The sequence below is a fragment of the Streptomyces sp. NPDC040589 genome, from assembly GCF_055594445.1.
On record NZ_JBVIWP010000004.1, the window covers coordinates 53,923 to 78,093 of the forward strand.

At 72.4% G+C, this 24,171-nt stretch carries 22 protein-coding genes and 1 riboswitch; of the genes, 12 read left to right on the forward strand and 10 right to left on the reverse strand.

The window, feature by feature from the left end; genetic code table 11:
- Positions 1–126 precede the first annotated feature (126 nt).
- On the reverse strand, positions 127–597 hold the full coding sequence (locus tag ACZ58V_RS18145) for a winged helix-turn-helix transcriptional regulator (RefSeq protein WP_432958295.1): 471 nt from the start codon (positions 595–597) through the stop codon (positions 127–129).
- A gap of 114 nt (positions 598–711) precedes the next feature.
- Between ACZ58V_RS18145 and ACZ58V_RS18150 the strand changes: the two genes are divergently transcribed.
- Positions 712–1,881 (forward strand): thiolase family protein, encoded by a 1,170-nt coding sequence (locus tag ACZ58V_RS18150; RefSeq protein WP_471290776.1) that lies wholly within the window; start codon positions 712–714, stop codon positions 1,879–1,881.
- A 39-nt stretch (positions 1,882–1,920) separates the two neighbouring features.
- On the opposite strand, the gene ACZ58V_RS18155 is transcribed toward ACZ58V_RS18150, so the two are convergent.
- Positions 1,921–2,712 (reverse strand): TVP38/TMEM64 family protein, encoded by a 792-nt coding sequence (locus tag ACZ58V_RS18155; RefSeq protein ID WP_468188404.1) that lies wholly within the window; start codon positions 2,710–2,712, stop codon positions 1,921–1,923.
- A 334-nt stretch (positions 2,713–3,046) separates the two neighbouring features.
- Between ACZ58V_RS18155 and tuf the strand changes: the two genes are divergently transcribed.
- Together tuf and ACZ58V_RS18165 are read left to right on the forward strand one after the other, a co-directional pair.
- Entirely contained in the window at positions 3,047–4,216 is a 1,170-nt protein-coding gene (tuf, locus tag ACZ58V_RS18160) for an elongation factor Tu (RefSeq protein WP_468188406.1), read from the forward strand.
- Positions 4,217–4,303: 87 nt separating this feature from the next.
- Positions 4,304–5,149, forward strand: coding sequence for a spermidine synthase (locus tag ACZ58V_RS18165; RefSeq protein WP_468188408.1), 846 nt, complete (start codon positions 4,304–4,306; stop codon positions 5,147–5,149).
- On the opposite strand, the gene ACZ58V_RS18170 is transcribed toward ACZ58V_RS18165, so the two are convergent.
- On the reverse strand, positions 5,111–6,397 hold the full coding sequence (locus ACZ58V_RS18170) for an MFS transporter (RefSeq protein WP_468188410.1): 1,287 nt from the start codon (positions 6,395–6,397) through the stop codon (positions 5,111–5,113). The two genes, ACZ58V_RS18165 and ACZ58V_RS18170, sit on opposite strands and share 39 nt — an antisense overlap.
- A gap of 60 nt (positions 6,398–6,457) precedes the next feature.
- Positions 6,458–7,474: a DUF8017 domain-containing protein gene (locus tag ACZ58V_RS18175; protein ID WP_471290779.1), complete on the reverse strand. Its 1,017-nt coding sequence runs from the start codon at positions 7,472–7,474 to the stop codon at positions 6,458–6,460.
- Between the two features lie 173 nt (positions 7,475–7,647).
- Between ACZ58V_RS18175 and ACZ58V_RS18180 the strand changes: the two genes are divergently transcribed.
- Positions 7,648–8,100: a DUF4442 domain-containing protein gene (locus ACZ58V_RS18180; protein WP_189724504.1), complete on the forward strand. Its 453-nt coding sequence runs from the start codon at positions 7,648–7,650 to the stop codon at positions 8,098–8,100.
- A gap of 66 nt (positions 8,101–8,166) precedes the next feature.
- Here ACZ58V_RS18180 and galU read toward each other — a convergent pair whose 3' ends face one another.
- A complete protein-coding gene (gene galU / locus ACZ58V_RS18185; RefSeq protein ID WP_471290780.1) occupies positions 8,167–9,141 on the reverse strand; it encodes a UTP--glucose-1-phosphate uridylyltransferase GalU in 975 nt (324 codons plus the stop codon).
- A 349-nt stretch (positions 9,142–9,490) separates the two neighbouring features.
- On the opposite strand from galU, the gene ACZ58V_RS18190 reads away from it, so the two are divergent.
- From ACZ58V_RS18190 to ACZ58V_RS18205, 4 genes are all read left to right on the forward strand, one after another.
- Positions 9,491–11,329, forward strand: coding sequence for an RICIN domain-containing protein (locus tag ACZ58V_RS18190; RefSeq protein ID WP_471290782.1), 1,839 nt, complete (start codon positions 9,491–9,493; stop codon positions 11,327–11,329).
- A 126-nt stretch (positions 11,330–11,455) separates the two neighbouring features.
- Positions 11,456–13,945, forward strand: a complete 2,490-nt coding sequence (locus tag ACZ58V_RS18195) for a beta-glucosidase (RefSeq protein WP_471290784.1) — start codon at positions 11,456–11,458, stop codon at positions 13,943–13,945.
- A 113-nt stretch (positions 13,946–14,058) separates the two neighbouring features.
- Positions 14,059–16,446: a phosphoketolase family protein gene (locus tag ACZ58V_RS18200; RefSeq protein WP_471290786.1), complete on the forward strand. Its 2,388-nt coding sequence runs from the start codon at positions 14,059–14,061 to the stop codon at positions 16,444–16,446.
- Positions 16,447–16,538: 92 nt separating this feature from the next.
- A complete protein-coding gene (locus tag ACZ58V_RS18205) occupies positions 16,539–17,165 on the forward strand; it encodes a DedA family protein (RefSeq protein ID WP_468188423.1) in 627 nt (208 codons plus the stop codon).
- A gap of 16 nt (positions 17,166–17,181) precedes the next feature.
- Here the strand turns inward: ACZ58V_RS18205 and ACZ58V_RS18210 are convergent, their stop codons facing one another.
- Positions 17,182–17,709 (reverse strand): gamma carbonic anhydrase family protein, encoded by a 528-nt coding sequence (locus tag ACZ58V_RS18210; RefSeq protein ID WP_471291703.1) that lies wholly within the window; start codon positions 17,707–17,709, stop codon positions 17,182–17,184.
- Positions 17,710–17,821: 112 nt separating this feature from the next.
- Here ACZ58V_RS18210 and ACZ58V_RS18215 point away from each other — a divergent pair, with 112 nt between their 5' ends.
- A complete protein-coding gene (locus tag ACZ58V_RS18215; protein ID WP_471290788.1) occupies positions 17,822–18,619 on the forward strand; it encodes an acyltransferase in 798 nt (265 codons plus the stop codon).
- Positions 18,620–18,621: 2 nt separating this feature from the next.
- On the opposite strand, the gene ACZ58V_RS18220 is transcribed toward ACZ58V_RS18215, so the two are convergent.
- Positions 18,622–19,479, reverse strand: a complete 858-nt coding sequence (locus ACZ58V_RS18220) for a DMT family transporter (RefSeq protein ID WP_359894924.1) — start codon at positions 19,477–19,479, stop codon at positions 18,622–18,624.
- Between the two features lie 97 nt (positions 19,480–19,576).
- On the opposite strand from ACZ58V_RS18220, the gene ACZ58V_RS18225 reads away from it, so the two are divergent.
- Positions 19,577–20,149 carry an XRE family transcriptional regulator gene (locus tag ACZ58V_RS18225; RefSeq protein ID WP_468188427.1) on the forward strand — a complete coding sequence of 191 codons (573 nt, stop codon included), beginning with the start codon at positions 19,577–19,579 and terminating at the stop codon, positions 20,147–20,149.
- Positions 20,150–20,191: 42 nt separating this feature from the next.
- Positions 20,192–20,749 (forward strand): YbaK/EbsC family protein, encoded by a 558-nt coding sequence (locus ACZ58V_RS18230; RefSeq protein ID WP_471290790.1) that lies wholly within the window; start codon positions 20,192–20,194, stop codon positions 20,747–20,749.
- Position 20,750: 1 nt separating this feature from the next.
- Here the strand turns inward: ACZ58V_RS18230 and ACZ58V_RS18235 are convergent, their stop codons facing one another.
- Positions 20,751–21,779 (reverse strand): cation diffusion facilitator family transporter, encoded by a 1,029-nt coding sequence (locus tag ACZ58V_RS18235; protein WP_468188431.1) that lies wholly within the window; start codon positions 21,777–21,779, stop codon positions 20,751–20,753.
- Positions 21,780–21,841: 62 nt separating this feature from the next.
- Here ACZ58V_RS18235 and ACZ58V_RS18240 point away from each other — a divergent pair, with 62 nt between their 5' ends.
- A complete protein-coding gene (locus ACZ58V_RS18240; RefSeq protein WP_468188433.1) occupies positions 21,842–22,201 on the forward strand; it encodes an ArsR/SmtB family transcription factor in 360 nt (119 codons plus the stop codon).
- 1 nt (position 22,202) lies between these two features.
- Here the strand turns inward: ACZ58V_RS18240 and ACZ58V_RS18245 are convergent, their stop codons facing one another.
- Both ACZ58V_RS18245 and ACZ58V_RS18250 read right to left on the reverse strand, forming a co-directional pair.
- Positions 22,203–23,426: a 4-hydroxybenzoate 3-monooxygenase gene (locus tag ACZ58V_RS18245; RefSeq protein WP_471290792.1), complete on the reverse strand. Its 1,224-nt coding sequence runs from the start codon at positions 23,424–23,426 to the stop codon at positions 22,203–22,205.
- A gap of 36 nt (positions 23,427–23,462) precedes the next feature.
- Positions 23,463–23,870 carry a CoA-binding protein gene (locus ACZ58V_RS18250; protein WP_468188437.1) on the reverse strand — a complete coding sequence of 136 codons (408 nt, stop codon included), beginning with the start codon at positions 23,868–23,870 and terminating at the stop codon, positions 23,463–23,465.
- A gap of 81 nt (positions 23,871–23,951) precedes the next feature.
- Positions 23,952–24,140, forward strand: a riboswitch (cobalamin riboswitch).
- Positions 24,141–24,171: the final 31 nt, after the last annotated feature.

The window sequence follows — 24,171 nt, forward strand, 5'->3', positions numbered from 1 at the left end:
TGCGGGACGGACGACGGGTCACCGTATGAGATGACCGTGGGATCAGGTGTACCGAGGGGGAAGCGTAGCGTCCCCGGATGACCCCCTGGGACACAGGGGTTGGAAGGCGGTCCGCAGCGGGCCGGATCAGGCCGCCGTCGGGCCGGTCACCGTCCAGCCGGGCGCCTGGGGGCGGGCCGTGAGGTCCTCGTGGCGTACCTCGTCTCCGCAGGCCCGGCAGGTGACGGCCGGGGCGAGTGCCCGGCCGCAGGAGTGCTCGAGGACCATCGGGCGATCGCCGTCCGTCCGCAGATGGCGGTCGCCCCATGCCATGAGGGTCATCAGTACGGGCTCCAGTTCCAGTCCCGCCTGCGAGGGCCGGTACTCGAAGCGCTGCGGGCGCTCGCTGTAGGGCTGCTTGGTCAGGATCCCGGCGTCGACCAGCCGGCGCAGCCGCGTGGCGAGGATGTCGCGCGGGGCGCCGATGTTGCGCACCAGCTGATCGAAACGGCCGTTGCCGAGGCACACCTCCCGCAGCACGAGCAGGGAGTACTTCTCGCCCACGAGCGCGAGGGTGTCGGCGATGGAGCAGGGGCGCGGGTCTTTGCTGGCGGCCATGCACCTCAGTCTAGGAGAGGGTTGGATTTTCCAACCCACAGGGCTACGGTGAGTTCGGATTTCCTACTCACTGGTAGTCCCGGCTGGTCCGGGGTAGTCGTGGAGGCCCACACCATGCGTGACGCAGTCATCGTCGAAGCCGTACGCACCCCGATCGGCAAGGGCAAGGAGAACGGGGCCCTCGCGCACGTCCACCCCGTGGAGCTGCTCGCCCACACCCTGCGCACCCTCGCCGAGCGGTCCGGCGTCGACCCGGCGCTGATCGACGACGTCATCGGCGGCACCGTCGACCAGGTCGGCGAGCAGGCCATGAACACCACCCGCTACGCCGTCCTCTCGGCGGGCTTCCCGGAGTCGGTGCCCGCGACCACCGTGGACCGCCAGTGCGGCTCCTCGCAGCAGGCCGTGCACTTCGCGGCGCAGGGCGTGCTCTCGGGCGCGTACGACCTCGTCGTGGCCTGCGGGGTCGAGTCGATGAGCCGGGTGCCGATGTGGTCCAACGTGCCCGCGGGTAAAGATCCCTTCGGCCCCGGTGTCGCCGAGCGCTACCCCGAGGGGCTCGTCCCGCAGGGCGTCAGCGCCGAGCTGATCGCCGCCAAGTGGTCGATCGGCCGCGAGCGGATGGACGCCTTCGCGCTCTCCTCGCACCGGAAGGCCGCCGCGGCCTGGGAGGGCGGGCTCTTCGACGCCGAGATCGCGCCGCTGGAGGGCGTCACACGCGACGAGTGCGTACGGCCCGGCAGCACCACCGAGATCCTCGCCGGGCTCAAGCCCGCCTACTACGACCCCGGTTTCGCCGAACGCTTCCCGCAGATCGAGTGGAACGTCACCGCCGGTAACGCCAGCCCGGTCAACGACGGCGCCTCGGCGGTGCTCATCACGTCGAGCGAGACGGCGGCCCGGCTCGGACTGCGCCCGCTCGCCCGGCTGCACAGCTTCGCCGTCACCGGCTCCGACCCGCTGCTGATGCTGACCGGCGTCGTACCGGCGACCGAGAAGGTGCTGCGCAGGGCGTCGCTGACCCTCGACGACATCGACCTGTTCGAGGTCAACGAGGCGTTCTCCAGTGTCGTACTGGCCTGGCAGCAGGAGACCGGCGCCGACCTCGCCCGGGTCAACGTGCACGGCGGCGCCATCGCTCTCGGTCATCCCCTCGGCGCGAGCGGGACCCGGCTGACGACGACGCTCGTGCACGCGATGCGGGAACGGGGCGCCCGGTACGGGCTCCAGACGATGTGCGAGGCGGGCGGGCTCGCCAACGCCATGGTGCTCGAACGGGTGTGACCGAGGCCGCGCCCCGGCCCGGTTCGGTGTAACGGTTCGTCAGAGGCGGCGCAGCTGGTGCCGCTTGCGCCACGCCACCACCACGCCCGCCAGCGCGGGCACGGCGATGCAGGCCAGGGCGATCAGGAAGGCGGGGGACGTCGGCGTGGAGGCGCGGGCGCCGGCGACGACGTAGGCGGCGGTGTTCGGGATCGAGCCGAGGCCCGTCGCCAGCAGGAACGGCAGCAGGCCCATACGGGAGAAGGAGGCGCAGTAGTTCGCGGCCCAGAACGGCACACCGGGGAACAGCCGCACCGCCAGCATCGAGCGGAAGCCGTGCCGGCTGAGCTGGCCGTCCGCGGCCTTCAGCCAGCGCCCGCGCAGCAACGGCCTCAGGGCGTCCTGGCCGAGCGCCCGGCCCAGGCAGAAGGCGACGCCGGCACCGAGCACCGTGCCCGCCAGGGCCGTGCCGGTGCCCAGCTGGGAACCGAACAGCGCGCCCGCCGCGAGGTTCAGCAGCGGCCTCGGCACGAACGCGACGGTGCACACGCCGTACGCCACCGCGAACACCACCGCCGCCGCGGCTCCGCCGAGCTGCGGTGGCCAGCCCTCCGTCAGCAGCCGTTGCGGCTCGAACAGCAGCACCGCGCAGGCGCCCCCGGCGAGCAGGGCGACGAGCAGGGACAGCCGCGCCCACGGGGAGAGCAGGACTCTCGTGCAGCGAGCGGTGAAACGGGTCGGTTCGACGGGCGAGGCGGTCGTTGCCGGGGAAGCGGCGACGGCGAGCTCCGCGGTGCTGGCCCGGGGAGAGGCCGTGGCGGTGCCCCCAGAGCGGGTGGTGGCATCGAGCATCCGGCGACACTAACCGACATATGTGTGTGATCGCCGTATGGTTCGTCTCACGAGCGTCACAGGCAGTTGAACGCTTCCTTGCGTGCGGCCCCCCGAAAACCATTCGACGTGCGGTAAAGCGTCGGCAAGGATCGACGTCATGTTCCGGCAGGCCTTCACCCTCGCAGCATCCGTGGTCGCGGATGCCCCGAAGGCTGCCGTCGTAGCTCCCACAGCCGTTGCAGACGGCGCCCGAAGCTGACCCTCTCCGGTTCGTCCGGTCGGACCCCGCAAGGGGAGGGTCGGGCAGGTCCTCGGGGTCCCACTTCATGACTAGACGCTTCGAGGTACAGCCATGTCCAAGACGGCCTACGTCCGTACGAAACCGCATCTCAACATCGGCACGATGGGTCATGTCGACCACGGCAAGACCACCTTGACCGCCGCCATCACCAAGGTCCTCGCCGACCGCGGCAACGGCGCGTTCGTGCCGTTCGACCGGATCGACCGGGCGCCCGAGGAGGCGGCGCGCGGCATCACCATCAACATCGCGCACGTGGAGTACGAGACCGACACACGGCACTACGCGCATGTCGACATGCCGGGCCATGCCGACTACGTCAAGAACATGGTCACCGGCGCCGCGCAGCTGGACGGAGCGATCCTCGTCGTCTCCGCGCTCGACGGGATCATGCCGCAGACCGCCGAACACGTACTGCTCGCCCGGCAGGTGGGCGTCGACCACATCGTCGTCGCCCTCAACAAGGCCGACGCCGGGGACGAGGAGCTGACCGACCTGGTCGAGCTGGAGGTACGCGACCTGCTCACCGAGCACGGCTACGGCGGTGACTCCGTACCCGTCGTACGCGTCTCGGGCCTGAAGGCGCTGGAGGGGGACCCGCGCTGGACGGCGTCCATCGAGGCGCTGCTCGACGCGGTCGACACGTATGTGCCGATGCCGGAGCGGTATCTGGACGCGCCGTTCCTGCTGTCCGTGGAGAACGTGCTGACCATCACCGGGCGGGGGACCGTGGTGACCGGTGCGGTGGAGCGGGGCACGGTGCGGGTCGGGGACCGGGTCGAGGTGCTCGGGGCTTGCGTCGAGACGGTGGTCACCGGGCTGGAGACCTTCGGCAGGCCGATGGAGGAGGCGCAGGCCGGGGACAGCGTGGCGTTGCTGCTGCGGGGGGTGGCGCGGGATGTCGTCCGGCGGGGGCATGTGGTCGCCGCGCCGGGGAGCGTCGTGCCCAGTCGTCGGTTCACGGCGCAGGTGTATGTGCTGTCCGCACGTGAGGGTGGGCGTACGACTGCGGTTTCCAGTGGGTACCGGCCGCAGTTCTATATCCGTACGGCGGATGTGGTGGGGGACGTCGACCTCGGTGAGGTGGGCGTCGCGCGACCCGGTGACACGGTTGTCATGACGGTGGAGTTGGGGCGGGAGGTGCCTTTGGAAGCGGGGCTCGGGTTCGCCATTCGTGAGGGTGGACGGACCGTGGGGGCGGGGACCGTGACCGTGGTGGGTTGAGGTCGGCGGGGGACCGCGGGCCGGCTGTGGCCGGTCGCGCGGTTCCCCGCGCCCCTGAGGCCCGTTGCCCGACGGCACAATGGAGGGGTGAAGGAAGCCATTCCCGTTGCCCGATCCGTCGATCACGGGTTCGCCAAGCTGATGCCCGACGTCGATCGGGCGCGGGCCTGGCTGCTGACTGTCGACGGGGCGCCTCAGTCGTATGTCGATCTGGACGATCCGACGCATCTGGAGTTCGAGTACACGCGGCGGCTCGGGCATGTGCTGGACGTCGTGGCGGAGCCGGGTCGGGTGCTGGACGTGGTGCACCTCGGGGGTGGGGCGCTCACGCTGCCCCGGTACGTGGCCGCGACCCGGCCGGGGTCCCGGCAGGACGTCGTCGAGGCGGACAGGGGGCTGCTGGAGATGGTGGCCGGGCATCTGCCGTTGCAGGAGGGCGCCCGGGTCGTGCCGCACGCGGCGGACGCCCGGGAGTGGCTGGAGAAGGCCGCGGCGGACTCGGCCGATGTGATCGTCGCCGATGTGTTCGGCGGTTCGCGGGTCCCGGCGCACCTCACGTCCGTTCCCTATGTCCGTGAGGCCGCGCGGGTGCTGCGGGACGGCGGGGTCTATCTCGCCAATCTCCCCGACGCCGCGCCGTTCGCCTTTCTGCGGTCCCAGCTCGCCACCCTGGCCACGGAGTTCGAGGAGCTCGTGCTGATCGCCGAGCCGGGGGTGCTGCGGGGACGGCGGTTCGGGAACGCGGTGCTCGTGGCGGGGCACCACACGGTCGACCTGGCCGCTCTCGCGCGGCTCACGGCCGCCGACGCCTTTCCGGCCCGGGTGGAACACGGCGCTGCTCTGCGGCAGTTCATCGGGGGAGCGCCGGCGGTGCGGGACGAGGACGCCGTGCCGTCACCCGAGCCCCCCGGCGGGGCGTTCGGCATCGGCTGACGCGTGCTCGACGCCGCCCCGGGCCACCGGGGTGGTCCCGCGCCGCAGGTTGCGTACGTCCGGTACGCACAGCGCGCCCGCCGTGACCAGGACGACCAGGCCCGCGCAGCCCCACAGTGCCGTCGTACGGCCGAACGCCTCCTCCGCCGGGCCCGCCCCGGCCGTGGCGAGCGGTGACAGCGCGACGGAGCCGAACCAGTCGTACGCCGAGACGCGGGAGAGCTTGTCCTCGGGGATCTCCTGGTGCAGGGCCGTCATCCAGGAGACGCCGAACACCTCCACGGTCGCGCCCGCGACGAACATCACCGCGAACAGGACGCCGATGGGGACCGGGACGGCGAGTGCGGCCGCGGGCAGGGCCAGGGGGAACACGCACAGGGTGCCCGCGAGGAGCAGACGGCGGGGTTTCCAGCGGGTCATCAGCAGGGCGCCGGCGACCGTGCCCGCCCCGAACGCCGCCAGGGCGAGGCCCCAGGGGCCCGCGCCGCCGAGATGGTCGCGGGCGACGAGCGGGCCGTACACCGCTTCGGCGGCGGCGACCACGGCGTTGGCGATCGAGAACTGAAGGACGATCGCCCACAGCCACGGCCGGCCGGCGAACTCCCGCCAGCCCTCCCGCAGATCGGCGAGCATCCCGCCGCCCGGTGCCCGCGGCGCGATGTGGCCGACGTCGAGGAAGGCGCGGAGCGCCCCGGCGAGCGCGAAGGCCGCGGCGTCCGCCGCGAGCACCCAGCCGGGCCCGATCGCGGCGACCATGGCCCCGCCGAGCGCGGCACCGCCCAGGGCCGCGCCCTGCATCGCCATCCGGAACACCGCGAACGCGCGGCCCGCCTGCTCGCCGTCGACCGAGGACATCAGCATGCCCTCGGCGGCCGGGCCGAAGAAGGCCTGGCCGGTCCCGCCCAGGGCCGCGAGCAGCATCATCTGCCACAGCAGGGGCTCCCCGGTCAGCACGAGGGCGGCGAAGGCGGCCTGCGAAAGGCAGTTCAGGGCGTTGGCCGCGACCATCACATGGTGCCGGGGCAGCCGGTCCGCGACGGCGCCGCCGATCAGCAGGAACAGCACCAGCGGGAGCGTCCGCGCCGCCGCGACCAGGCCGACGTCACCGCTGTCACCGCCCGTTTCGAGAACGGCGAACGCCGCCGCGACCAGGGCGCCGTGGCTGCCCAGGTTGGTGACGACCGCGGCGGCGGTCAGCAGGGAGTAGTTGCGGCCGGCCCAGGCGGGGCGACGGGTGGTGGTCGGCACCCCGTGACTATCGCGGGGCCCGGCCGCCTTGCCAAACGAATTTGTCGCGGCCCCGGCCGGTCACGCCCCCTGAGGGCCCTCCTTGGTGAGGCGCACGGTGCCCAGGATCTTCTGGACGGTCGCCTCGGACAGCTCGCCCTTGACGCCCTTGGCCCCGTACAGGTTCCAGGTGACGAAGTCGCCCGCGCCGTTCTTGAAGGCGAAGGTGATCGCCTTGCCGTCGCTGTCGCACTTGCCGTTCTGGGGGGTGTTCTCCGAGTGCGCCGTGGCGACGCTGCCCTTGATGCCCGACTTGGTGGTGTACGGCTTGGGCTTGGTGAACTTCACGCTCTTCTTGTCCGGCTGGGTGTAGCCGCCGAAGATCCACCACGGCACGCGGGTCTCGGCCGCCTCGTCCGTGGTCTTCGCGCCGTCCTCACCGCGGGTGCCGACGGTGGCCAGGGCGGTGTCGTCCTCGCGGCCGTCCTTGTCGTCGTCGCTCGTGCACCACTTGGACTTCAGATAGGCGGGGGCGGTGACGCTGGTGCGGTCCATCTCACCGTCCTTCTTCTCCCACTCGAAGCCCACGCTGGTACCGGGAGTCTCGATCTCCCAGTCGGCGGGGACGTCGAACTCGGTGCCGAAGCGCGTGTTGACGACGACCTTCCAGCCGGGGATGGTCGCCTTCTCCTCCTCACCACCGCGCGGGTTGCTCCCGGAAGCGGAGGTGCTCGGCTCGGTGGAGGACTCCTTGGAGGTGGCCGGGGTCGGCTTCTTGTCCGTCTTCCCGTCAGCCGTGTCGTCCTTGTCGCCGCCCAGCACCAGGAAGCCGGTGACGCCGGCCGCCACGACCACCGCCGTGGCCGCGATGATCGCGACCAGCTTCGTCCGGTTGCCGCCGCCACCGCCCTGCGGCGGCTGGGGCGCGCCGGCCGGCGCCGGGGCGCCCCACTGGGGCTGCTGCCCATAGGCGCCCGGCTGCTGTTGCTGATAGCCCGGCTGCTGGTACGGATTCGGTTGCTGGTACCCCGGCTGCTGGTACGGGTTGTTCGCTTGCGGGTTCTGCTCGCCCCCGGGCGGCTGCTGTCCTGGCCACATGGGCAGTCACCCTAGCCGCGCTCCGGACACGATTCGGTCACTGCCCGTGGACGGAGACGTAGCAACACGGGGACGATCGCCGCGAACCGGCGCGTGGCGGACCGATGCGGCGGTCGTCACACGGCCTGGTCAGGGCCTGGCCAGGCGTCTCTACTCGTGAGTAACATGCGGGCATGAGCGCAGACCAGATGTCCATCGGCGAGATGCTCGCCGCCACGGTGCCCATGGCCCGGACCCTGAACCTCGAGTTCCTCGAGACCACGCCGGAGCGGGCGGTGGTGTCCCTGCCGGACCAGAGCGATTACCACAACCACGTGGGCGGGCCGCACGCCGGCGCGATGTTCACGCTCGGCGAGTCCGCGAGCGGGGCGATCGTGCTGGCCGCGTTCGGTGACCAGCTCTCGCGCGCCGTGCCGCTCGCCGTCAGCGCCGAGATCGCCTACAAGAAGCTGGCGATGGGCGCGGTCACGGCGACCGCGACCCTCGGCCGCCCGGCCGCCGAGGTCGTCGCCGAACTGGACGCGGGCGGGCGTCCCGAGTTTCCGGTGGCCATCGCCATCCAGCGGGCCGATGGTGCCGTCACCGGTGAGATGACGGTCGTCTGGACGCTGCGTCCCAACGGCTGATTCCGCTGTCGCGTGGCTGAGGTCCCGGCCGAGGGGTGAACCCCGGGCCGGGGCCCTCGCGTCGCCTCAGGCCGCGATGTGCCGGTGTGCGGGGGGTGCCGGGCGTGCGGGGTGGGCGCCGTCCAGCTCCGCGACGAACCCCTTGAGCCAGGCCACGAACTCCGGCCCCAGGTCGGGCCGGTCGCAGGCCAGCCGGACCACCGTGCGCAGGTAGTCCGCCTTGTCCCCGGTGTCGTAGCGCAGGCCCTTGAAGACGACTCCGTGCACCGTGCCGTCCGCGGCCAGCTCCTGGAGGGCGTCGGTCAGCTGGATCTCGCCGCCCCGGCCCGGCGGGGTGCGCTCCAGGACGCCGAAGACGGCCGGGTCGAGGACGTAGCGCCCGATGACGGCGTAGCGGCTCGGCGCGTCCTGCCGGGCCGGCTTCTCGACCAGGCCGGTGACACGGACGACGTCCTCCTCGCCGGTCGGTTCGACGGCGGCGCAGCCGTAGAGGTGGATCTGCTCCGGCGGGACCTCCAGCAGGGCGACCACGCTGCCGAGATGGCGGTCGCGGACGTCGAGCATCCGGCGCAGCAGTGTCTCGCGCGGGTCGATCAGGTCGTCGCCGAGCAGAACGGCGAAGGGCTGGTCGCCGACGTGCCGGCGGGCGCACAGTACGGCGTGGCCGAGGCCGAGCGGGTCGCCCTGCCGGATGTGGTGGATGCTCGCCAGCCCGGCAGGGTCGCGCACCGCGTCCAGCCGTACGGTGTCGCCCTTGGCGGCGAGGGCCTGCTCCAGTTCGAAGGCGTGGTCGAAGTGGTCCTCGATGGCCCGCTTGTGCCGGCCGGTGACCATGAGGACGTCGTCGAGTCCCGCCGCTGCCGCCTCCTCGACGACGTACTGGATGGCCGGCTTGTCGACGACCGGCAGCATCTCCTTGGGGGTCGCCTTCGTGGCGGGCAGGAAACGGGTGCCGAGGCCGGCGGCCGGGACGACCGCCTTGCGGACGGTGCCGGCGATTCGGGCGGGAGTGACCGGGGTGGAAGGGTGGGGGGCGATCATGCGGCCCATGCTGACCCGCGGAGATGAGAGCGCGCCGAGAGTCACATGGGAGTGCGCTGTGAGTGGGAGATTTCGTGGACCAACCGCCTTTGCCTGCACACAACTTGAGGCGCTTCGCGGTGCGGTTTTCGAATGCCGGTGCGGATACCGCCGGTAACATATCTGAATTCCCGGCGTTTTGAACTTGGGTCATCCGAACTCCTTGTTACCTGTGAGTCGCATGTGCGAAAGTGAGCCGCCTCACACCCAAGTCCGCGGCTGACGCGGCATAGGTATGCACCAATCACGCACCTGCTTTCCGACGGACGCGCAATTCGCATGCCGTCTGCGGCTGGAAGGAAATGGTTCAGTGCAATCCCCGTACCCCCCACGCCCGCCGTACCCGCCGCGACCCGGAGCGGGGCCCGCGGAATCCGACCGCAATCTTCTGGCCCGGGTCGGCGAACCCGGTGAAGGTCCGCGCGCCGTCGCGCTGTTGCTGTCGCGGCACTGGCGGGCCGTCTACGAGTACGCCGTGATCTGTCTGGCGTCCTCGGAGGACTCGGCGTCCATGGCGGCCGCGGCCGCATTCCGCCGGGAACTCGCCGGGCCGGGCGGCGGTGCGCTGCGCCCGCGCCTGCTCGCTGCCGTACGGGACACGGTCAGGGAGTGGGCCGCCGACGACGGGATTTCCATCGTGCTGCCGGAACTCCGCAAACCGGTCGGTGCTCGTGGTCTGCGCGCCGCCCGGCCCATGACGCCCGAAAGGCGGCGCCTCGCGGAACGCGCATTCCGGTCCCTTCCGGTGGCTTCCCAATGCCTGCTCTGGCACACGGAGGTCGAGGCCGAGCCCATATCCGTACCGGCGGGTCTGCTGGGGGTGGACCCCCGTACCGCGTCGGCCGCTCTGGAGCAGGCGCGCGAGCAATTCCGGACGGGGTGTGTACGGGCGCACCGGGAACTCGCGCCGACGCAGGAATGCCGGTACTACAACCGCTTGCTGGACGTTCCCATGCGCCGCGGCGGGGCTCTGCTGCCGGATGTGCAACGGCATCTCATGGCCTGCCGCTACTGCCGTCACGCCGCCGAGCAACTCAGCCATTTCGAGGGCGGTCTGGAGGACCTGCTCGTCGAGACCGTGCTCGGCTGGGGCGCCCGCCGCTACCTCGAATCACGGCCGGGCCGCGACGGGGGCCCGAACGCCCTTCCCGCACACCCGGCCGGTGGCCGTCACCGCATGCGCGCGCACGCCCTGCCGGCGGGCGGCCGGCTCGGGCCTCCGAGGAAACACACGAAGGCGCTGGTCGCGGCGGTCGGGCTGACCTCCCTCGTGCTGCTCGCGACCCTGCTCGCGGCCCGGGGCTGGTCGGAGGAAAGCGGTACCGCCGACCCCCAGGCCACCTGGGGAGCGGTCAGCGGCCACTCCGTCGACCCGGGCGGCGCGGGATCCTCGTCCACGGATTCGTCCCCGGCCGGCGTCCCGTCGGCCGCCTCCGCGGGCCATCCCGCCGAAGTGGCCCGCGGGCGGCTGCGCAACCTCGACGCCGGACTGTGCCTCGACGTCCGGGGCGGCCGGGTCCGGGCCGACGTCCGTATCGTGCTGACCGCCTGCTCCGACGGGTCCCCGCAGTGGTCGTACCAGGACGACGGCCTGCTGCGCAGCGCCGCCGACCCGACGCTCTGCCTCGGCTCCGACGAGGGGTCGGTCGGCCTGGCCGGGTGTCTCGTGCACGCCGGAGTCGTGCGCTACGACCTGACCGTGCGCGGTGAACTCCTGCCGCGCGGCGGCAAGGGACTGGCCGTCGCGCCCGGAAAGGGCCGGCATGTGATCGTCACGGGGCGCGACGGATCCGAGGCGCAACGCTGGGCGCTGGAACCGGCGGTCGTTCGCGAGGAGGCGGGGGAGTCCCGGCAGGAGCGGCCCCAGGACTCCCCGGTCGTGCCGCAGGAGAAGCGCCAGGAGAAGAAGAAGGGGCCGTACGCCGATGCCCCCTCGGCTCACCCGCCCCGGTCCCCGAGGGCCAAGTCCGAGCAGCGACTCCCGCCGGACCGGTACGAGCCGCGGATCGCCCAGGTGGCCTGCTGCGACGAACCCGACCCCGGCCCGGGCCCCGACGACACGGCCGCGCCCGGCCCCGACGTACTGGGGCGGGCGACCAACGGTGTGGCAAGGACCGCGCTGACGCTGCACGCCGCGACGCTGCCGTAGGGCAGGAGGGTGTCGGCCCGCTCACCCGCCCGGGTGACCCCGGCGCCGGTTCGTGGGAAGAGGTTCACCCGACCTGACCGTGGTGTCCGGCGAAGGGTGAAGGGGAGCCTGACGCATAGTGCGTTCATGACCGACACCGTCTCCCGTTTTCCCCGGCGGTCCGCCCTTCGTCTGCTCGGTGGGGCGGTTGCCGTGGTCGCGGCGGCCACCGGCGGGTTCGCCCCGGCTTCCCGTGCGCACGCGCGGGACGGACGCGGCCGGGGCGCCGGCGCCCGGGTCGAGGGGCTGCTCGCCCGGCTCACCCTCGACGAGAAGATCTCCCTGCTGCACGGCGCCACCGACCCGCGCCCGCTCGGCCAGGCGGGCTACATCCCCGGAGTGGCACGGCTCGGCATCCCGCCGCTGCGTCTCGCCGACGGCCCGGCCGGTGTCCGCGTCACCCGGCATGCCACCGCCCTGCCCGCCCCCGTCCTGCTGGCCTCCGCCTTCGACCCCGACCTGGCCAGGCGCTACGGCCAGGTCATCGGACGGGAGGGCCGCGCGCTCGGCCAGGACGTGCTGCTGTCGCCGATGGTCAACCTCATCCGCACCCCGTACGCCGGCCGCAACTTCGAGACCTTCAGCGAGGACCCGCTGCTCTCCGCCCACCTGGTCGCGGCCGAGATCGAGGGCATCCAGGGCGAGGGGCTCATCGCGACCGTCAAGCACTTCGCGCTCAACAACCAGGAGCGCGACCGCACCTCCGTCGATGTGCGCGCCGACGAACGGACCCTGCACGAGACCGAGCTGCGCGGCTTCGAAGCGGCCGTCGCGGCCGGCACGGGCGCGGTGATGGGCGCGTACAACAAGGTCAACGGCACCTTCGCCTGCGAGAACGAGGAACTGCTCACCCGCGTCCTGCGCGAACGCTGGGGCTTCACCGGCTGGGTGATGACCGACTGGTCCGCCGCGCACAGCACCCGCGAGGCCCTCGTGGCGGGCCTCGACATGGAGATGCCCGACGGCACCCACTTCGGCACGCCCCTCATCTCGGCCGTGCGCGACGGCGGCGTTCCCGAACGGTACGTCGACCGGGCCGTGCGCCGCGTCCTGACCGTCATGGACCGCTTCGGGCTTCTCGGCGGAACCGTCCCGCAACGCCCCGACCGCGACGCGAAGGCCGGAGCGGTGGTCGCCCGCGAGGTCGCCGAAGCGGGAGCCACCCTGCTCCGCAACGCACACGACACCCTGCCCCTGACCGGCGGCGGGAGCATCGCGGTGATCGGGCCGACCGGCGCCCGGCCCCTGGTCAGCGGCGGCGGCAGCGCCCACGTCGTGCCCGAGCACGCCGACAGCCCCCTCGACGCCATCCGGTCGCGCGCCGTACGGGTGACCTACGCACTCGGCGAGGACGCCTTCGGCAAGCCCCTACCGGCGAGCGCGCTCGACCCCGCCTTCGACACCGAGGCCCAGCGCGTCGACGCCGGCCGGACCTGGACGTACGACGGCACCCTCACGGTGACCGAAGCCGAGGCCGGCGACGACTGGACGTTCGTCCTCCACTACTCGGGCACGCCCCCGCTCCGCCCGAAGGTCCTTTTCGACGGCGAGGAACTGTTCCCTCTGGTGCCCGGCTGGGACGAGTACTTCATGGGCGGCCTGCTCACCCACGCGGCCGACGGCCTGTCCGTGCGCCGCAAGACCCTGAAGCCGTCCAGGGGACCGCACCGGCTGTCGATCACCGCACAGGGCGGAGACACCGGCCAGGTGTTCCGGCTGCGCCGCATCACCTCCGCGACCCGCGCCCAGGACGTCGCGAAGGCCGTACGGGCCGCACGCTCCGCCCGGGACGTCGTCCTGTTCGCCTACGAGGACGCCATCGAGGGCCAGGACCGCACGACCATCGCCCTCCCCGGCAACCAGGAACGGCTCATCGAGGCCGTGACGGCGGCCAACCCGCGCACCACCGTGGTCCTCAACACCTCGTCCGCCACGTCGATGCCGTGGCTGGAGCGCACCGGCGCCGTGCTCCAGATGTACTACCCGGGCCAGGAGGGCGCGGCCGCCACCGCCGCCGTCCTGTTCGGGGAGCGCGATCCTGGCGGCCGCCTCACCCAGAGCTTCCCCGCCGACGACGACCACCACCCCGTCGCCGGGGACCCCCGCCGCTACCCCGGCGTGGACGGCACCGAGCAGTACACGGAGGGCGTCCACGTCGGCCACCGCTGGTACGACGCCGAGGACGTACCGCCGCTGTTCCCCTTCGGCCACGGACTGTCGTACACGTCCTTCGGCTACGAGGACCCGGACGCGCGCTGGACGGCCGACGGTCTGGACGTCGCCTTCACGGTCCGCAACACCGGCCCGCGTGACGGTGTCGCCGTGCCGCAGGTGTACGCGGGACCGGCCCCGGACCTCCGGCTCGACCAGCCGGTACGCGTACTGGCCGGGTACCGGCGGCTCGTGCTGCGGGCGGGGGAGCAGCGGCGCGTCACCGTACGCGTCGAGCCGCGCACCCTGTCCTCCTGGGACCCGAAGGTGCACGACTGGGTGCTGGGCACCGGGCCGCGCCCCCTGTGGATCGGGGCGTCGTCAAGGGATCTGCGGCTGCGGACGAGCGTACGGGTGGGCGGCTGAAACACGGCGGGTCGAGAGCGGCACGCACCGCATGGCCGACAGGCGCCTGGCGTCGAACCGGAACAAACTGGTACTCCTCCTGAGGCCGTCGCAGAACCCCCAGGGAGTCACTCATGCCCGAGGCCCCGCGCCAGGACAGCAGGACCGCACCGACCGACGAGGAACTGCGCAGGCTGGACGCACACTGGCGGGCCGCCAACTACCTGGCGGCAGGTCAGATCTATCTGCTGGCGAATCCCCTGCTGACCGAGCCGCTCAGGCCCGAGCACATCAAGCCGCGGCTGCTGGGGCACTGGGGCACCTCACCCGGGCTCAACCTGGTCCACACCCACCTCAACCGCGTGATCAGGAACCGCGGTCTCGACGCCCTGTGCGTCTGGGGCCCGGGCCACGGCGGGCCCTCGGTGCTGGCCAACTCCTGGCTGGAGGGCAGCTACAGCGAGAAGTACCCGGACGCGACGCGGGACGCGCCGGGCATGGAGCTGCTGATGAGGCAGTTCTCGTTCCCCGGCGGGGTGCCCAGCCACGTCGCCCCGGAGGTCCCCGGCTCGATCCACGAGGGCGGCGAACTCGGCTACTCCCTCGCCCACGCCTACGGCGCCGCCCTCGACAACCCGGGCCTGCTGGTCGCCTGCGTGATCGGCGACGGCGAGGCGGAGACCGGCCCGCTGGCCGGGTCCTGGCACGCCAACAAGTTCCTCGACCCCGTCCACGACGGTGCCGTCCTGCCGATCCTCCACCTCAACGGCTACAAGATCGCCAACCCGACCGTGCCGGCCCGCATCCCGGAGACGGAACTCGACGCGCTCCTGCGCGGCTACGGCCACGAGCCCATCCATGTCAGCGGCGACGACCCGGCCGCCGTCCACCGCGCGATGGCCCACGCCATGGACACCGCCCTCGACCGCATCGCCGAGGCACAGCACGCCGCCCGCGAGGAGGGCGTGACCGAACGCCCGCACTGGCCGGTGATCGTGCTGCGCACCCCGAAGGGCTGGACCGGACCGGCGGTGGTGGACGGCGAGCCGGTCGAAGGGACCTGGCGCTCCCACCAGGTGCCGCTGTCCGGCGTCCGCGACAACCCGGAACACCTGCGGCAGCTGGAGGCCTGGCTGCGCTCGTACCGGCCCGAGGAACTGTTCGACGCCCAGGGCCGCCCGGTCGCGGACGTCCTCGACTGCGTCCCCGAGGGCACCAGGCGGCTCGGCGCCACCCCGCACGCAAACGGCGGACTGCTGCTTCGCGACCTGCCGGTCCCGCCCCTGGACGACTTCGCCGTCCCGGTCGACAAACCGGGCACGACCACGCACGAGCCCACCCGGGTCCTGGGCGACCTCCTCGCCCGGGTCATGCGGGACACCGCCGACCGCCGCGACTTCCGCCTGGTCGGCCCGGACGAGACCGCCTCCAACCGGCTCCAGGCCGTCTTCGAGGCCAGCGGCAAAGCCTGGCAGGCCGGGACGCTGCCCGTCGACGAGCACCTGGACCGGCACGGCCGGGTGATGGAAATCCTCTCCGAACACCTCTGCCAGGGCTGGCTGGAGGGCTATCTCCTCACCGGCCGGCACGGGCTGTTCTCCTGCTACGAGGCGTTCGTGCACATCGTCGACTCGATGGTCAACCAGCACATCAAGTGGCTGCGCACCTCCCGCCGACTGCCGTGGCGCGCCCCCATCGCCTCCCTCAACTACCTGCTGACCTCGCACGTGTGGCGGCAGGACCACAACGGCTTCTCCCACCAGGACCCCGGCTTCGTCGACCACGTCCTCAACAAGAGCCCCGAGGTCGTCCGGGTCTACCTCCCGCCGGACGCCAACACCCTGCTGTCGGTGGCGGACCACGCCCTGCGCAGCCGCGACTACGTCAACGTCGTCGTGGCGGGCAAGCAGCCCTGCTTCGACTGGCTGTCGATGGACGAGGCCCGGGCCCACTGCGCCCGCGGCGCCGGTATCTGGAAGTGGGCGGGCACCGAGGACGGCCTCCGGGAACCCGACGTGGTGCTGGCGTGCGCGGGTGACGTCCCCACCCAGGAGGTCCTGGCCGCCGCGCACCTGCTCCGCCGGCACCTGCCCGACCTGGCGGTCCGCGTCGTCAACGTCGTGGACCTGGCCCGGCTGCTGCCCCAGGAGGAACACCCGCACGGCATGAACGACTTCGAGTACGACGGTCTCTTCACCACCGACAAGCCGGTGATCTTCGCCTACCACGGCTATCCGTGGCTGATCCACCGTCTCGCCTACCGCCGGGCCGGGCACCAGCACCTGCACGTACGCGGCTACAAGGAGTCCGGCACCACGACCACGCCCTTCGACATGGTCGTCCGCAACGACCTCGACCGCTACCGCCTGGTGATGGACGTCATCGACCGTGTTCCGGGCCTCGCGGTGCGCGCCACGGCCGTACGCCAGCGGATGGCCGACGCCCGCACCCGCCACCACGCCTGGATCCGCGAGCACGGCACCGACCTGCCCGAAGTCGCCGAGTGGACGTGGAACGCCTGAGCCGCGGAGCACGTCCTGCAACCCGGTAGGCTTCCCGTGCCCGCAGGGAAGCTCAGGGAGCCCGCAGGGAAGCTCAGGGAAAGGAACCCGCGTTGCACGTCCAGGAGTGGCTCGAAACCGTACCCGCAGTCGCCGTCTACGCACTGGTGGGAGTGGTCATCGGCCTGGAAAGCCTGGGCATCCCGCTCCCGGGCGAGATCATCCTGGTCTCCTCCGCGCTGCTCGCCTCCCAGCACGGCGACATCGACCCCGTCGTCCTCGGAGCCTGCGCCACGGCCGGCGCGATCATCGGCGACTCCATCGGCTACGCCATCGGCCGCAAGGGCGGGCGACCCCTGCTGGCCTGGCTGGGCGCGAAGTTCCCCAAGCACTTCAGCGAGGGCCATATCGCCACCGCCGAGCGCTCCTTCGAGAAGTGGGGCGTGTGGGCGGTCTTCTTCGGCCGCTTCGTCGCCCTCCTGCGCATCTTCGCGGGCCCTCTGGCCGGTGTGCTCCGGATGCCGTACTGGAAGTTCCTCATCGCCAACGTCCTCGGCGGCATCGTCTGGGCCGGCGGCACGACGGCGGTCATCTACTACGTCGGCATCGTCGCCGAGTCCTGGCTGAAGCGCTTCTCGTGGCTGGGCCTGGTGGCGGCGGTCCTGGTGGGCCTGACGTCCATGCTGGTGATCAAGCGCAAGGCGAAGAAGGCCCAGCCCGTAGCGGCCGCTGCGGAGTAGCAAGCCCTTCCTTCGCCTACGCGTGCACCTCGCGGTGCGCCTTCGCCAACTCGGCATACATCGTGCCGTTGAGGGTGACCCCCTGACGCTCTTCCTCGGTCAGCTCCCGCCGGATCTTCGCGGGAACCCCCGCCACCAGTGACCCGGGCGGGACGACCATCCCCTGCGGCACCAGGGCCTGCGCGGCGACAAGAGACCCGGCCCCGATCACGGCCCCGTTCAGCACGGTCGCCCCCATGCCGATCAGACAGTCGTCCTCGACGGTCGCCCCGTGCACCACGGCGTTGTGCCCGATGGACACCCGCTCACCCACCGTCACGGGAAACCCCGGGTCGGCGTGGAGCGTGCAGTTGTCCTGGACGTTGCTGCTGCCGCCGACGGAGATCGACTCGACGTCACCCCGCAGCACGGCCCCGTACCAGACACTCGCCCCCGCACCCAGCGTCACGCCCCCGATCACCGAAGCCGTCGGCGCCACGAACGCCTCCGGATCGACCCGCGGCTCCCTGCCGCCGATCCCCGTGATCATCGCCCGCTGCGCCATGTCCGCCTCCAGAAACGTCGTAGACAACGCGCAAACCGTACGACACCCGGTGGGGCGAAGATCACAGGCCTTCGACGCCACGGGGTGAGCTACCGCTGAGTACGGTGACCTCGTGCCGAAGCGCAAGAACACGTTCTCATCCTGGCGGCGGGGTCTAGTGCAGCGCGCCGTCCACGCGGGCTGGGCCTGGGTGCAGCGCACGGGCTCCGTCACGGCCGAGCACCCCGGGCGCTACCGCTTCGGCGCGATGGGAACCGGTACCAGGCTCGCCTTCCCGCTCGGCACGGTCTTCGGCGAACCCTGGATCCATCTCGGCGCCCACTGCATCATCGGCGAGCAGGTCACCCTCACGGCGGGCCTGATGCCCGACCTCGATCTCGGCCCCGACCCGATCCTGCGCCTCGGCGACGGTGTCGTCCTGGGCCGCGGCAGCCATGTCATCGCGGACACGACGGTCACCATCGGCAGCGACTGCTACTTCGGTCCGTACGTCTACGTCACGTCCACGAACCACTCCTACGACGATCCGCACGAGCCCATCGGCAAGCAGTGGCCGCGGATGGAGCCGGTGGAGATCGGGCCCGGCTGCTGGATCGGCACGGGCGCGGTGATCCTGCCGGGCGCCCGGATCGGGCGGAACGTGGTGGTGGCCGCGGGCGCGGTCGTCCGGGGCGCGGTGCCCGACCACGCCGTGGTGGCGGGCGCGCCGGCCCGTGTCGTACGGCGCTGGACCCCCGCCGACGGCTGGCAGCCGCCGCTGCGCACCCCGCCGCCGGTGCCGATACCGGAGGGCGTCACGCCCGAGCAGTTGCGCGCGCTGTCGGGCCTGGACGAGGAGACGGCGGCCCGGCTGGCCGAGCTGGACGAGGAGGCGGCGGCCGGTCTCGCCGAGCTGGAGCCGGGGTCCTGACCTCAGCCCGATGCCAGGAGGACCGTCCCCACCAGAGCCAGGCCCGCGCCCGCGGCCTGGACCGCCCGCAGGCGTTCGCGCAGGAGACCCCGCGCGGCCACGGCGGTCACCACCGGGTAGAGGGAGGCCAGCACGGCGGCGACGGTGACCGGGCCGTGCTGTGCGGCGATCGAGTAGGTGCCGTTCGCGGCGACGTCCGCGAGGCCGACGAAGGCGAGCGCGGGCAGGGAGCGCCAGGGGAAGCCGTCCGCCGGGAGGGCCGGCGATCCGCGCCGCACGGACACCAGCAGTGCGAGTCCTCCGGCGGTCACGTTCGTCACCCGCTGCACGAACAGCGCGAGGAAGAGCCCGGTGAGCGTGGTCGACGCCTCGGCGATCAGGGCCATCACCGCGCCGAAGCCGAACGCCGCGAGGAGGGTCAGGGCGATGGCCTGCCGCTGTACGGGGGCGCCGCGGAACTGGGGGCCGCCGGCGAGACAGACACCGGCGACGGCGACCAGGATGCCGACGAGCTGCAGCAGGCCGGGGCGCTCGCCCAGCACCAGGCCGACGCCGACCGGCACGGCCACGCCGATCGAACCCAGCGGTGAGACCACGCCCATCGGGCCCAGTGCGAGCGCCTTGTAGAAGGCGAGCATCGCCACCGGCCCGACGAGTCCGGCCGCCACGGCGAACCACAGCTGCGGCCCCGCCTCGCTCCAGCCGCCGGTCGCCACCACGACCGCACCGAGCACGACCACGGCGATCGACTGCGAGACCACGACCACCGTCAGCGCGGGCGTGCGCCGGGTCAGCAGTCCGCCGCCGAAGTCGGCCAGCCCCCACAGCAGGCTGGTGGCCAGGGCGAAGAGCGCTGTCATGGGATGGAGGCCTCGCAGTACAGTTCATTGAACGATCAGGTCAACCACACCATAGTGCACTCTGCTGCACTGTGTCATACACAATATTGGACGGAACGTGTCGGACCTCGAGCTGCTGACCCAGTCCCTGGCGCGCAGCGTCAAGCACTGGCGCGCGGTGCGCGGCTTCACCCTGGACGTGCTCGCCGCCCGGGCAGGCGTCAGTCGCGGCATGCTCATCCAGATCGAGCAGGCCCGCACCAACCCCAGCCTCGGCACCGTCGTCAAGATCGGCGACGCGCTCGGCATCTCCATCACCACCCTGCTCGACTACGAGAAGGGCCCGAACGTCCACATCGTCCCCGCCGAGCAGACCGTGCGGCTGTGGCACACCGAGGCCGGCAGCTACAACCGGCTGCTCGCGGGCACCGAGGCGCCCGGCCCGCTGGAGATGTGGGACTGGCGGCTCATGCCCGGCGAGAGCAGCCCCTCGGACCCGCACCCCGCCGGCACGACCGAACTGCTGCACATCACGGCGGGGGAGCTGACGCTCACCGTCGACGGTGTCGAGCATCGCGTCCCCGCGGGCGCGAGCGTCCACTTCGAGGCCAACGTCCCGCACACGTACGGCAACACCGGCGAGGTGCCGATGCAGATGACGATGGCCGTCTCGGTGCCGCCCGTGTCCTGAGACGCCAGGTCGGAGGCGGTCCGCTGTTGTTAGCGTGCGGTCATGCGCGCACCCATCGGACACTTCGACGACGCCCGTCCCGCCCCCGCCTGCCTCGACGAACTCACCGGCCCGGTCGCCGACGCCGTACGCCACTGGCCGGGCAGCGTCCCCGCCGACCAGATCCTCTACGTCGACACCGACCCGGAGCGGGCCGACACCGCCGTCTTCGTGGAGCACTACGGACGGGACCTGCTGGAGCGGTCCGCGAACTGCGTGGTGGTGACGGGCAAGCGCGCCGGCGAGACCACGCTCGCCGCGTGCGTCGTGCTGTCCACGACCCGGGTCGACGTGAACGGCGTCGTGCGCCGCCGGCTCGGCGCCCGCAAGGCCTCGTTCGCCAGCATGGACACGGCGACCGGCGAGACCGGCATGGAGTACGGCGGCATCACCCCGCTCGGACTGCCGGACGGCTGGCCCGTGCTGGTGGACGCGGCCGTCGTCGACCTGCCGTACGTGCTGGTCGGCAGCGGCCGGCGGCGCGGCAAGCTTCTGGTCCCGGGCAAGGCGTTCGCGGAACTGCCGGGAGCCGTGGTGCTGGAGGGGCTGGGAGTCTCCTGACCTACGCCACCGTGTGGTGGGCCAGGGCCAGATGCGGGTCGGCCTCGCCGGGGGCCGGTTCCGGGTCGGCGTGGACCAGGGCGGCGGTGAGGCGGGGCACGGCGTGCAGCAGCGCGTGTTCGGCGTCGACGGCGATCCGGTGCGCCTCGCGTACCGTCACGGTGCCGTCCACCACGACCGCGACCTCGGCGCGCAGCCGGTGCCCGATCCAGCGCAGCCGCAGTTCGCCCACCCCGCGCACTCCGGGGACCTCGGTCAGGGCCCGTTCGGCCTGGTCCACCAGGGCCGGGTCGACCGCGTCCATCACCCGCCGGAACACCTCCCGCGCCGCGTCCCGCAGCACCAGCGCGATCGCCGCCGTGATCGCCAACCCCACGATCGGGTCGGCCAGTTGCCAGCCCAGGGCCGAGCCGCCGGCGCCCAGCAGCACGGCCAGGGAGGTGAAGCCGTCGGTGCGGGCGTGCAGTCCGTCGGCGACCAGCGCGGCCGAGCCGATCGCGCGGCCGACCCGGATGCGGTAGCGGGCCACCCACTCGTTGCCCGCGAATCCGACGAGGGCCGCCACGGCGACCGCCGGGACGTGCTGGACCGGGCGCGGGTCGAGGAGGCGGTCGATCGCGGTCCACCCCGCGAAGGCCGCGGACGCGGCGATCGTCAGCACGATCACGAGGCCCGCCAGGTCCTCGGCCCGCCCGTAGCCGTAGGTGAAGCGGCGGGTGGCCGCGCGCCGGCCCAGCACGAAGGCGATCCCGAGCGGCACGGCGGTCAGCGCGTCGGCGGTGTTGTGCACGGTGTCCCCGAGCAGTGCCACCGAGCCGGAGACGGCCACCACGAACGCCTGGGCCAGGGCCGTCACACCGAGCACCGCGAGGGAGACCCAGAGCGCCCGCATCCCGCGGGCCGAGGACTCCAGGGCGGAGTCGACCTTGTCGGCCGTCTCGTGGGAGTGGGGGGTGAGGAGATGGGACAGCCGGTGGCGCAGGCCGTGCCGGTGGTGGTGAGGGTGGGAGTGCTCGTGCCGGTCGCTCACGTGGGTCCCCTTCCGGTGTGCGGGAGTGGACGTGCACACGCCCACAGGGCCATTATGTGCGTATGAGCGCACGCATGCACCTGTCACCTGCGCACGATGCGCACCCGCGCAGCCCCGGCGAGGAACAGTTCGCGCTCGCCGCCGAACTCCTCGCGCTCCTGGGGGACCGGACCAGGCTCGCCCTGCTGCACGCACTGACCGGGGGAGAGGCCGATGTCACGACCTTGACGGAGGCGTGCGGGGCGGCCCGGCCCGCCGTCAGTCAGCACCTGGCGCGGCTGCGTCTCGCGGGCCTGGTGGACACACGCAAAGAGGGCCGCCGCGTGATCTACTCACTCCGCGACGGCCATCTGCGCCGGCTCGTGGACGAGGCGCTGAACGTGGCCGACCACCGTCTCAGCGACCGCCCCCCGCACGACTGAGTCAGTACCGCGCGGCCGTCCCCAGGTACTGCTCGGCGAAGGCCGCGGCCGCCGCGGGCGAGGTGAACAGACGGCGCAGCCGGGCGAGCGTGGTGCCCGCGCGGAACGGGTCGCCCGCCGCCGTGCCGTGGTACACCTCGGACAGCCACTGCGAGAACTCCTGGTAGTCCCACACGCGCCGCAGGCACGCCTCCGCATAGCCGGCCAGACCGCTGTCGTCACCCGTGGTCAGGCGGGCCACCAGGGCGTCGCCGAGCAGGAAGGCGTCGTGCAGGGCGAGGTTCATGCCCTTGGCCGCGATGGGGGCGACCAGATGCGCCGCGTCGCCCGCGAGGTGGAGCCGGCCGTGCACCATCGGCTCGACCACGTAGTCGTGCATGTCCAGCACGCGCTTCTCGATCAGCCGCCCCTCGACGAGCGGCGGCACACCGGCCGCCCCGAGGCGCTGTTGGAGCTCCGCCCAGACCCGTTCGTGCGGCCAGTTCTCCGGGTCGTCGCCCGGCGGGCACTGGAGGTAGTAGCGGGTCACCTCCGGGCTGCGGGGCATCTGGCCCGCGAAGCCGTTCTCGTGACAGCCGAACAGCACGCAGTCGGCCGACGGCGGGGCCTCGGCGAGCAGCGCCAGCCAGCCGACGCCGTAGTCGTGCCGCGCGACCCGGACCCGCTCCGGCGGCAGCGAGGCCCGCGTCACTCCGCGCGCCCCGTCGCAGCCGGCCACGAAGTCGCAGTGCACGACCCGCTGTTCACTCGTCTGCGGGCAGGTGTACGACACGGACGGCCGGTCGGTGTCGATGTCGTGCACCTCGACGTCCCGGACCCCGAAGCTGATCTCCCCGCCGCGCACGTCGGCGTACTCGCGCACCAGGTCCGTCACCAGCAGCGGCTGCGGGTAGACGAAGTGATGACTGCCCGTCATCTCGCCGTAGTGGAACCGGTACCGCTCCCCGTCGAAGCGGAACTCGCACGCGCTGTGCAGCTCGGCGCGGTCCAGCAGGTTCCGGGCGAGGCCCCGCTTCTCCAGGCCCCGTACGGCCCACTCCTCGATGATCCCGGCCCTGGGCCGCTGTTCGACGAACTCCCGGGTCTCGGTCTCCAGCACCAGGCAGTCCACGGAGGCGGCCCGCAGGATGTTGCCGATCGTCAGCCCGGCGGGACCCGCGCCCACGACGACGACCGGGAAACGTCGGGGGGAACCTGAGTCCGCGGGCGGGGAGGCGGGGGTCATGCGCTCATTATGGAGCGGGCGCGTCGGCTGTGACCGTCACCCCACCCGCGGGATCTCGATCGCCGGGCAGCGGTCCATCACCATCTCCAGGCCCGCGGCCCGGGTGCGGTCGTACGCCGCCTCGTCGACGACGCCGAGCTGGAACCACACCGCCCCCGCGCCCTTGGCGACCGCCTCGTCCGCGACCGCTCCGGCGAGGTCGCTGTTCACGAACACGTCCACGACGTCCACGTCGAAGGGGATGTCCGCCAGGCTCGCGTACCCCTGCTCGCCGTGCACGGTCTCCGCCTTGGGGTGCACGGGCACGACGCGCTTGCCGTACCGCTGGAGCACGGCGGCGACGCCGTACGCCGCGCGCTGCCGGTTCGACGACAGGCCCACCACGGCCCAGGTGTCGCCGAGCTCGGTGAGGATCCTGCGGAGCGTTGCGTCGTCGCCGTACACCGGCGGCCTCCTCGGGAGTCGCGGAAGAGCTGCTGTCCGGGCAACGACGCAGAGTGCGCGGTGATTCCCCGACGCCCACCGTGATAGCTTGCCGAGGCCAGTCGAACCCATGTACGTGGGTCAGGGAATCCGGTGCGAATCCGGAACTGACGCGCAGCGGTGAGGGGGACGGGCGGGGCCGCGGCCACTGTACGGCTGGATGCCGTACGGGAAGGCGCCCCGCACCGGGTGAACCCGAGTCCGAAGACCTGCTGGCGGCCCCCGCGGCCGGCCGGCGGTGGGGGAGCACCGTACGACCGGG

Coding starts and splice junctions, on each gene's coding strand:
- ACZ58V_RS18175 (WP_471290779.1), bottom strand. CDS start 7,474: ATGTGGCCAGGACAGCAGCCGCCCGGGGGCGAGCAGAACCCGCAAGCG.
- ACZ58V_RS18145 (WP_432958295.1), bottom strand. CDS start 597: ATGGCCGCCAGCAAAGACCCGCGCCCCTGCTCCATCGCCGACACCCTC.
- ACZ58V_RS18240 (WP_468188433.1), top strand. CDS start 21,842: ATGAGCGCACGCATGCACCTGTCACCTGCGCACGATGCGCACCCGCGC.
- ACZ58V_RS18195 (WP_471290784.1), top strand. CDS start 11,456: ATGACCGACACCGTCTCCCGTTTTCCCCGGCGGTCCGCCCTTCGTCTG.
- ACZ58V_RS18230 (WP_471290790.1), top strand. CDS start 20,192: ATGCGCGCACCCATCGGACACTTCGACGACGCCCGTCCCGCCCCCGCC.
- ACZ58V_RS18220 (WP_359894924.1), bottom strand. CDS start 19,479: ATGACAGCGCTCTTCGCCCTGGCCACCAGCCTGCTGTGGGGGCTGGCC.
- ACZ58V_RS18200 (WP_471290786.1), top strand. CDS start 14,059: ATGCCCGAGGCCCCGCGCCAGGACAGCAGGACCGCACCGACCGACGAG.
- ACZ58V_RS18150 (WP_471290776.1), top strand. CDS start 712: ATGCGTGACGCAGTCATCGTCGAAGCCGTACGCACCCCGATCGGCAAG.
- ACZ58V_RS18155 (WP_468188404.1), bottom strand. CDS start 2,712: ATGCTCGATGCCACCACCCGCTCTGGGGGCACCGCCACGGCCTCTCCC.
- ACZ58V_RS18245 (WP_471290792.1), bottom strand. CDS start 23,426: ATGACCCCCGCCTCCCCGCCCGCGGACTCAGGTTCCCCCCGACGTTTC.
- ACZ58V_RS18180 (WP_189724504.1), top strand. CDS start 7,648: ATGAGCGCAGACCAGATGTCCATCGGCGAGATGCTCGCCGCCACGGTG.
- ACZ58V_RS18210 (WP_471291703.1), bottom strand. CDS start 17,709: ATGGCGCAGCGGGCGATGATCACGGGGATCGGCGGCAGGGAGCCGCGG.
- tuf (WP_468188406.1), top strand. CDS start 3,047: ATGTCCAAGACGGCCTACGTCCGTACGAAACCGCATCTCAACATCGGC.
- galU (WP_471290780.1), bottom strand. CDS start 9,141: ATGATCGCCCCCCACCCTTCCACCCCGGTCACTCCCGCCCGAATCGCC.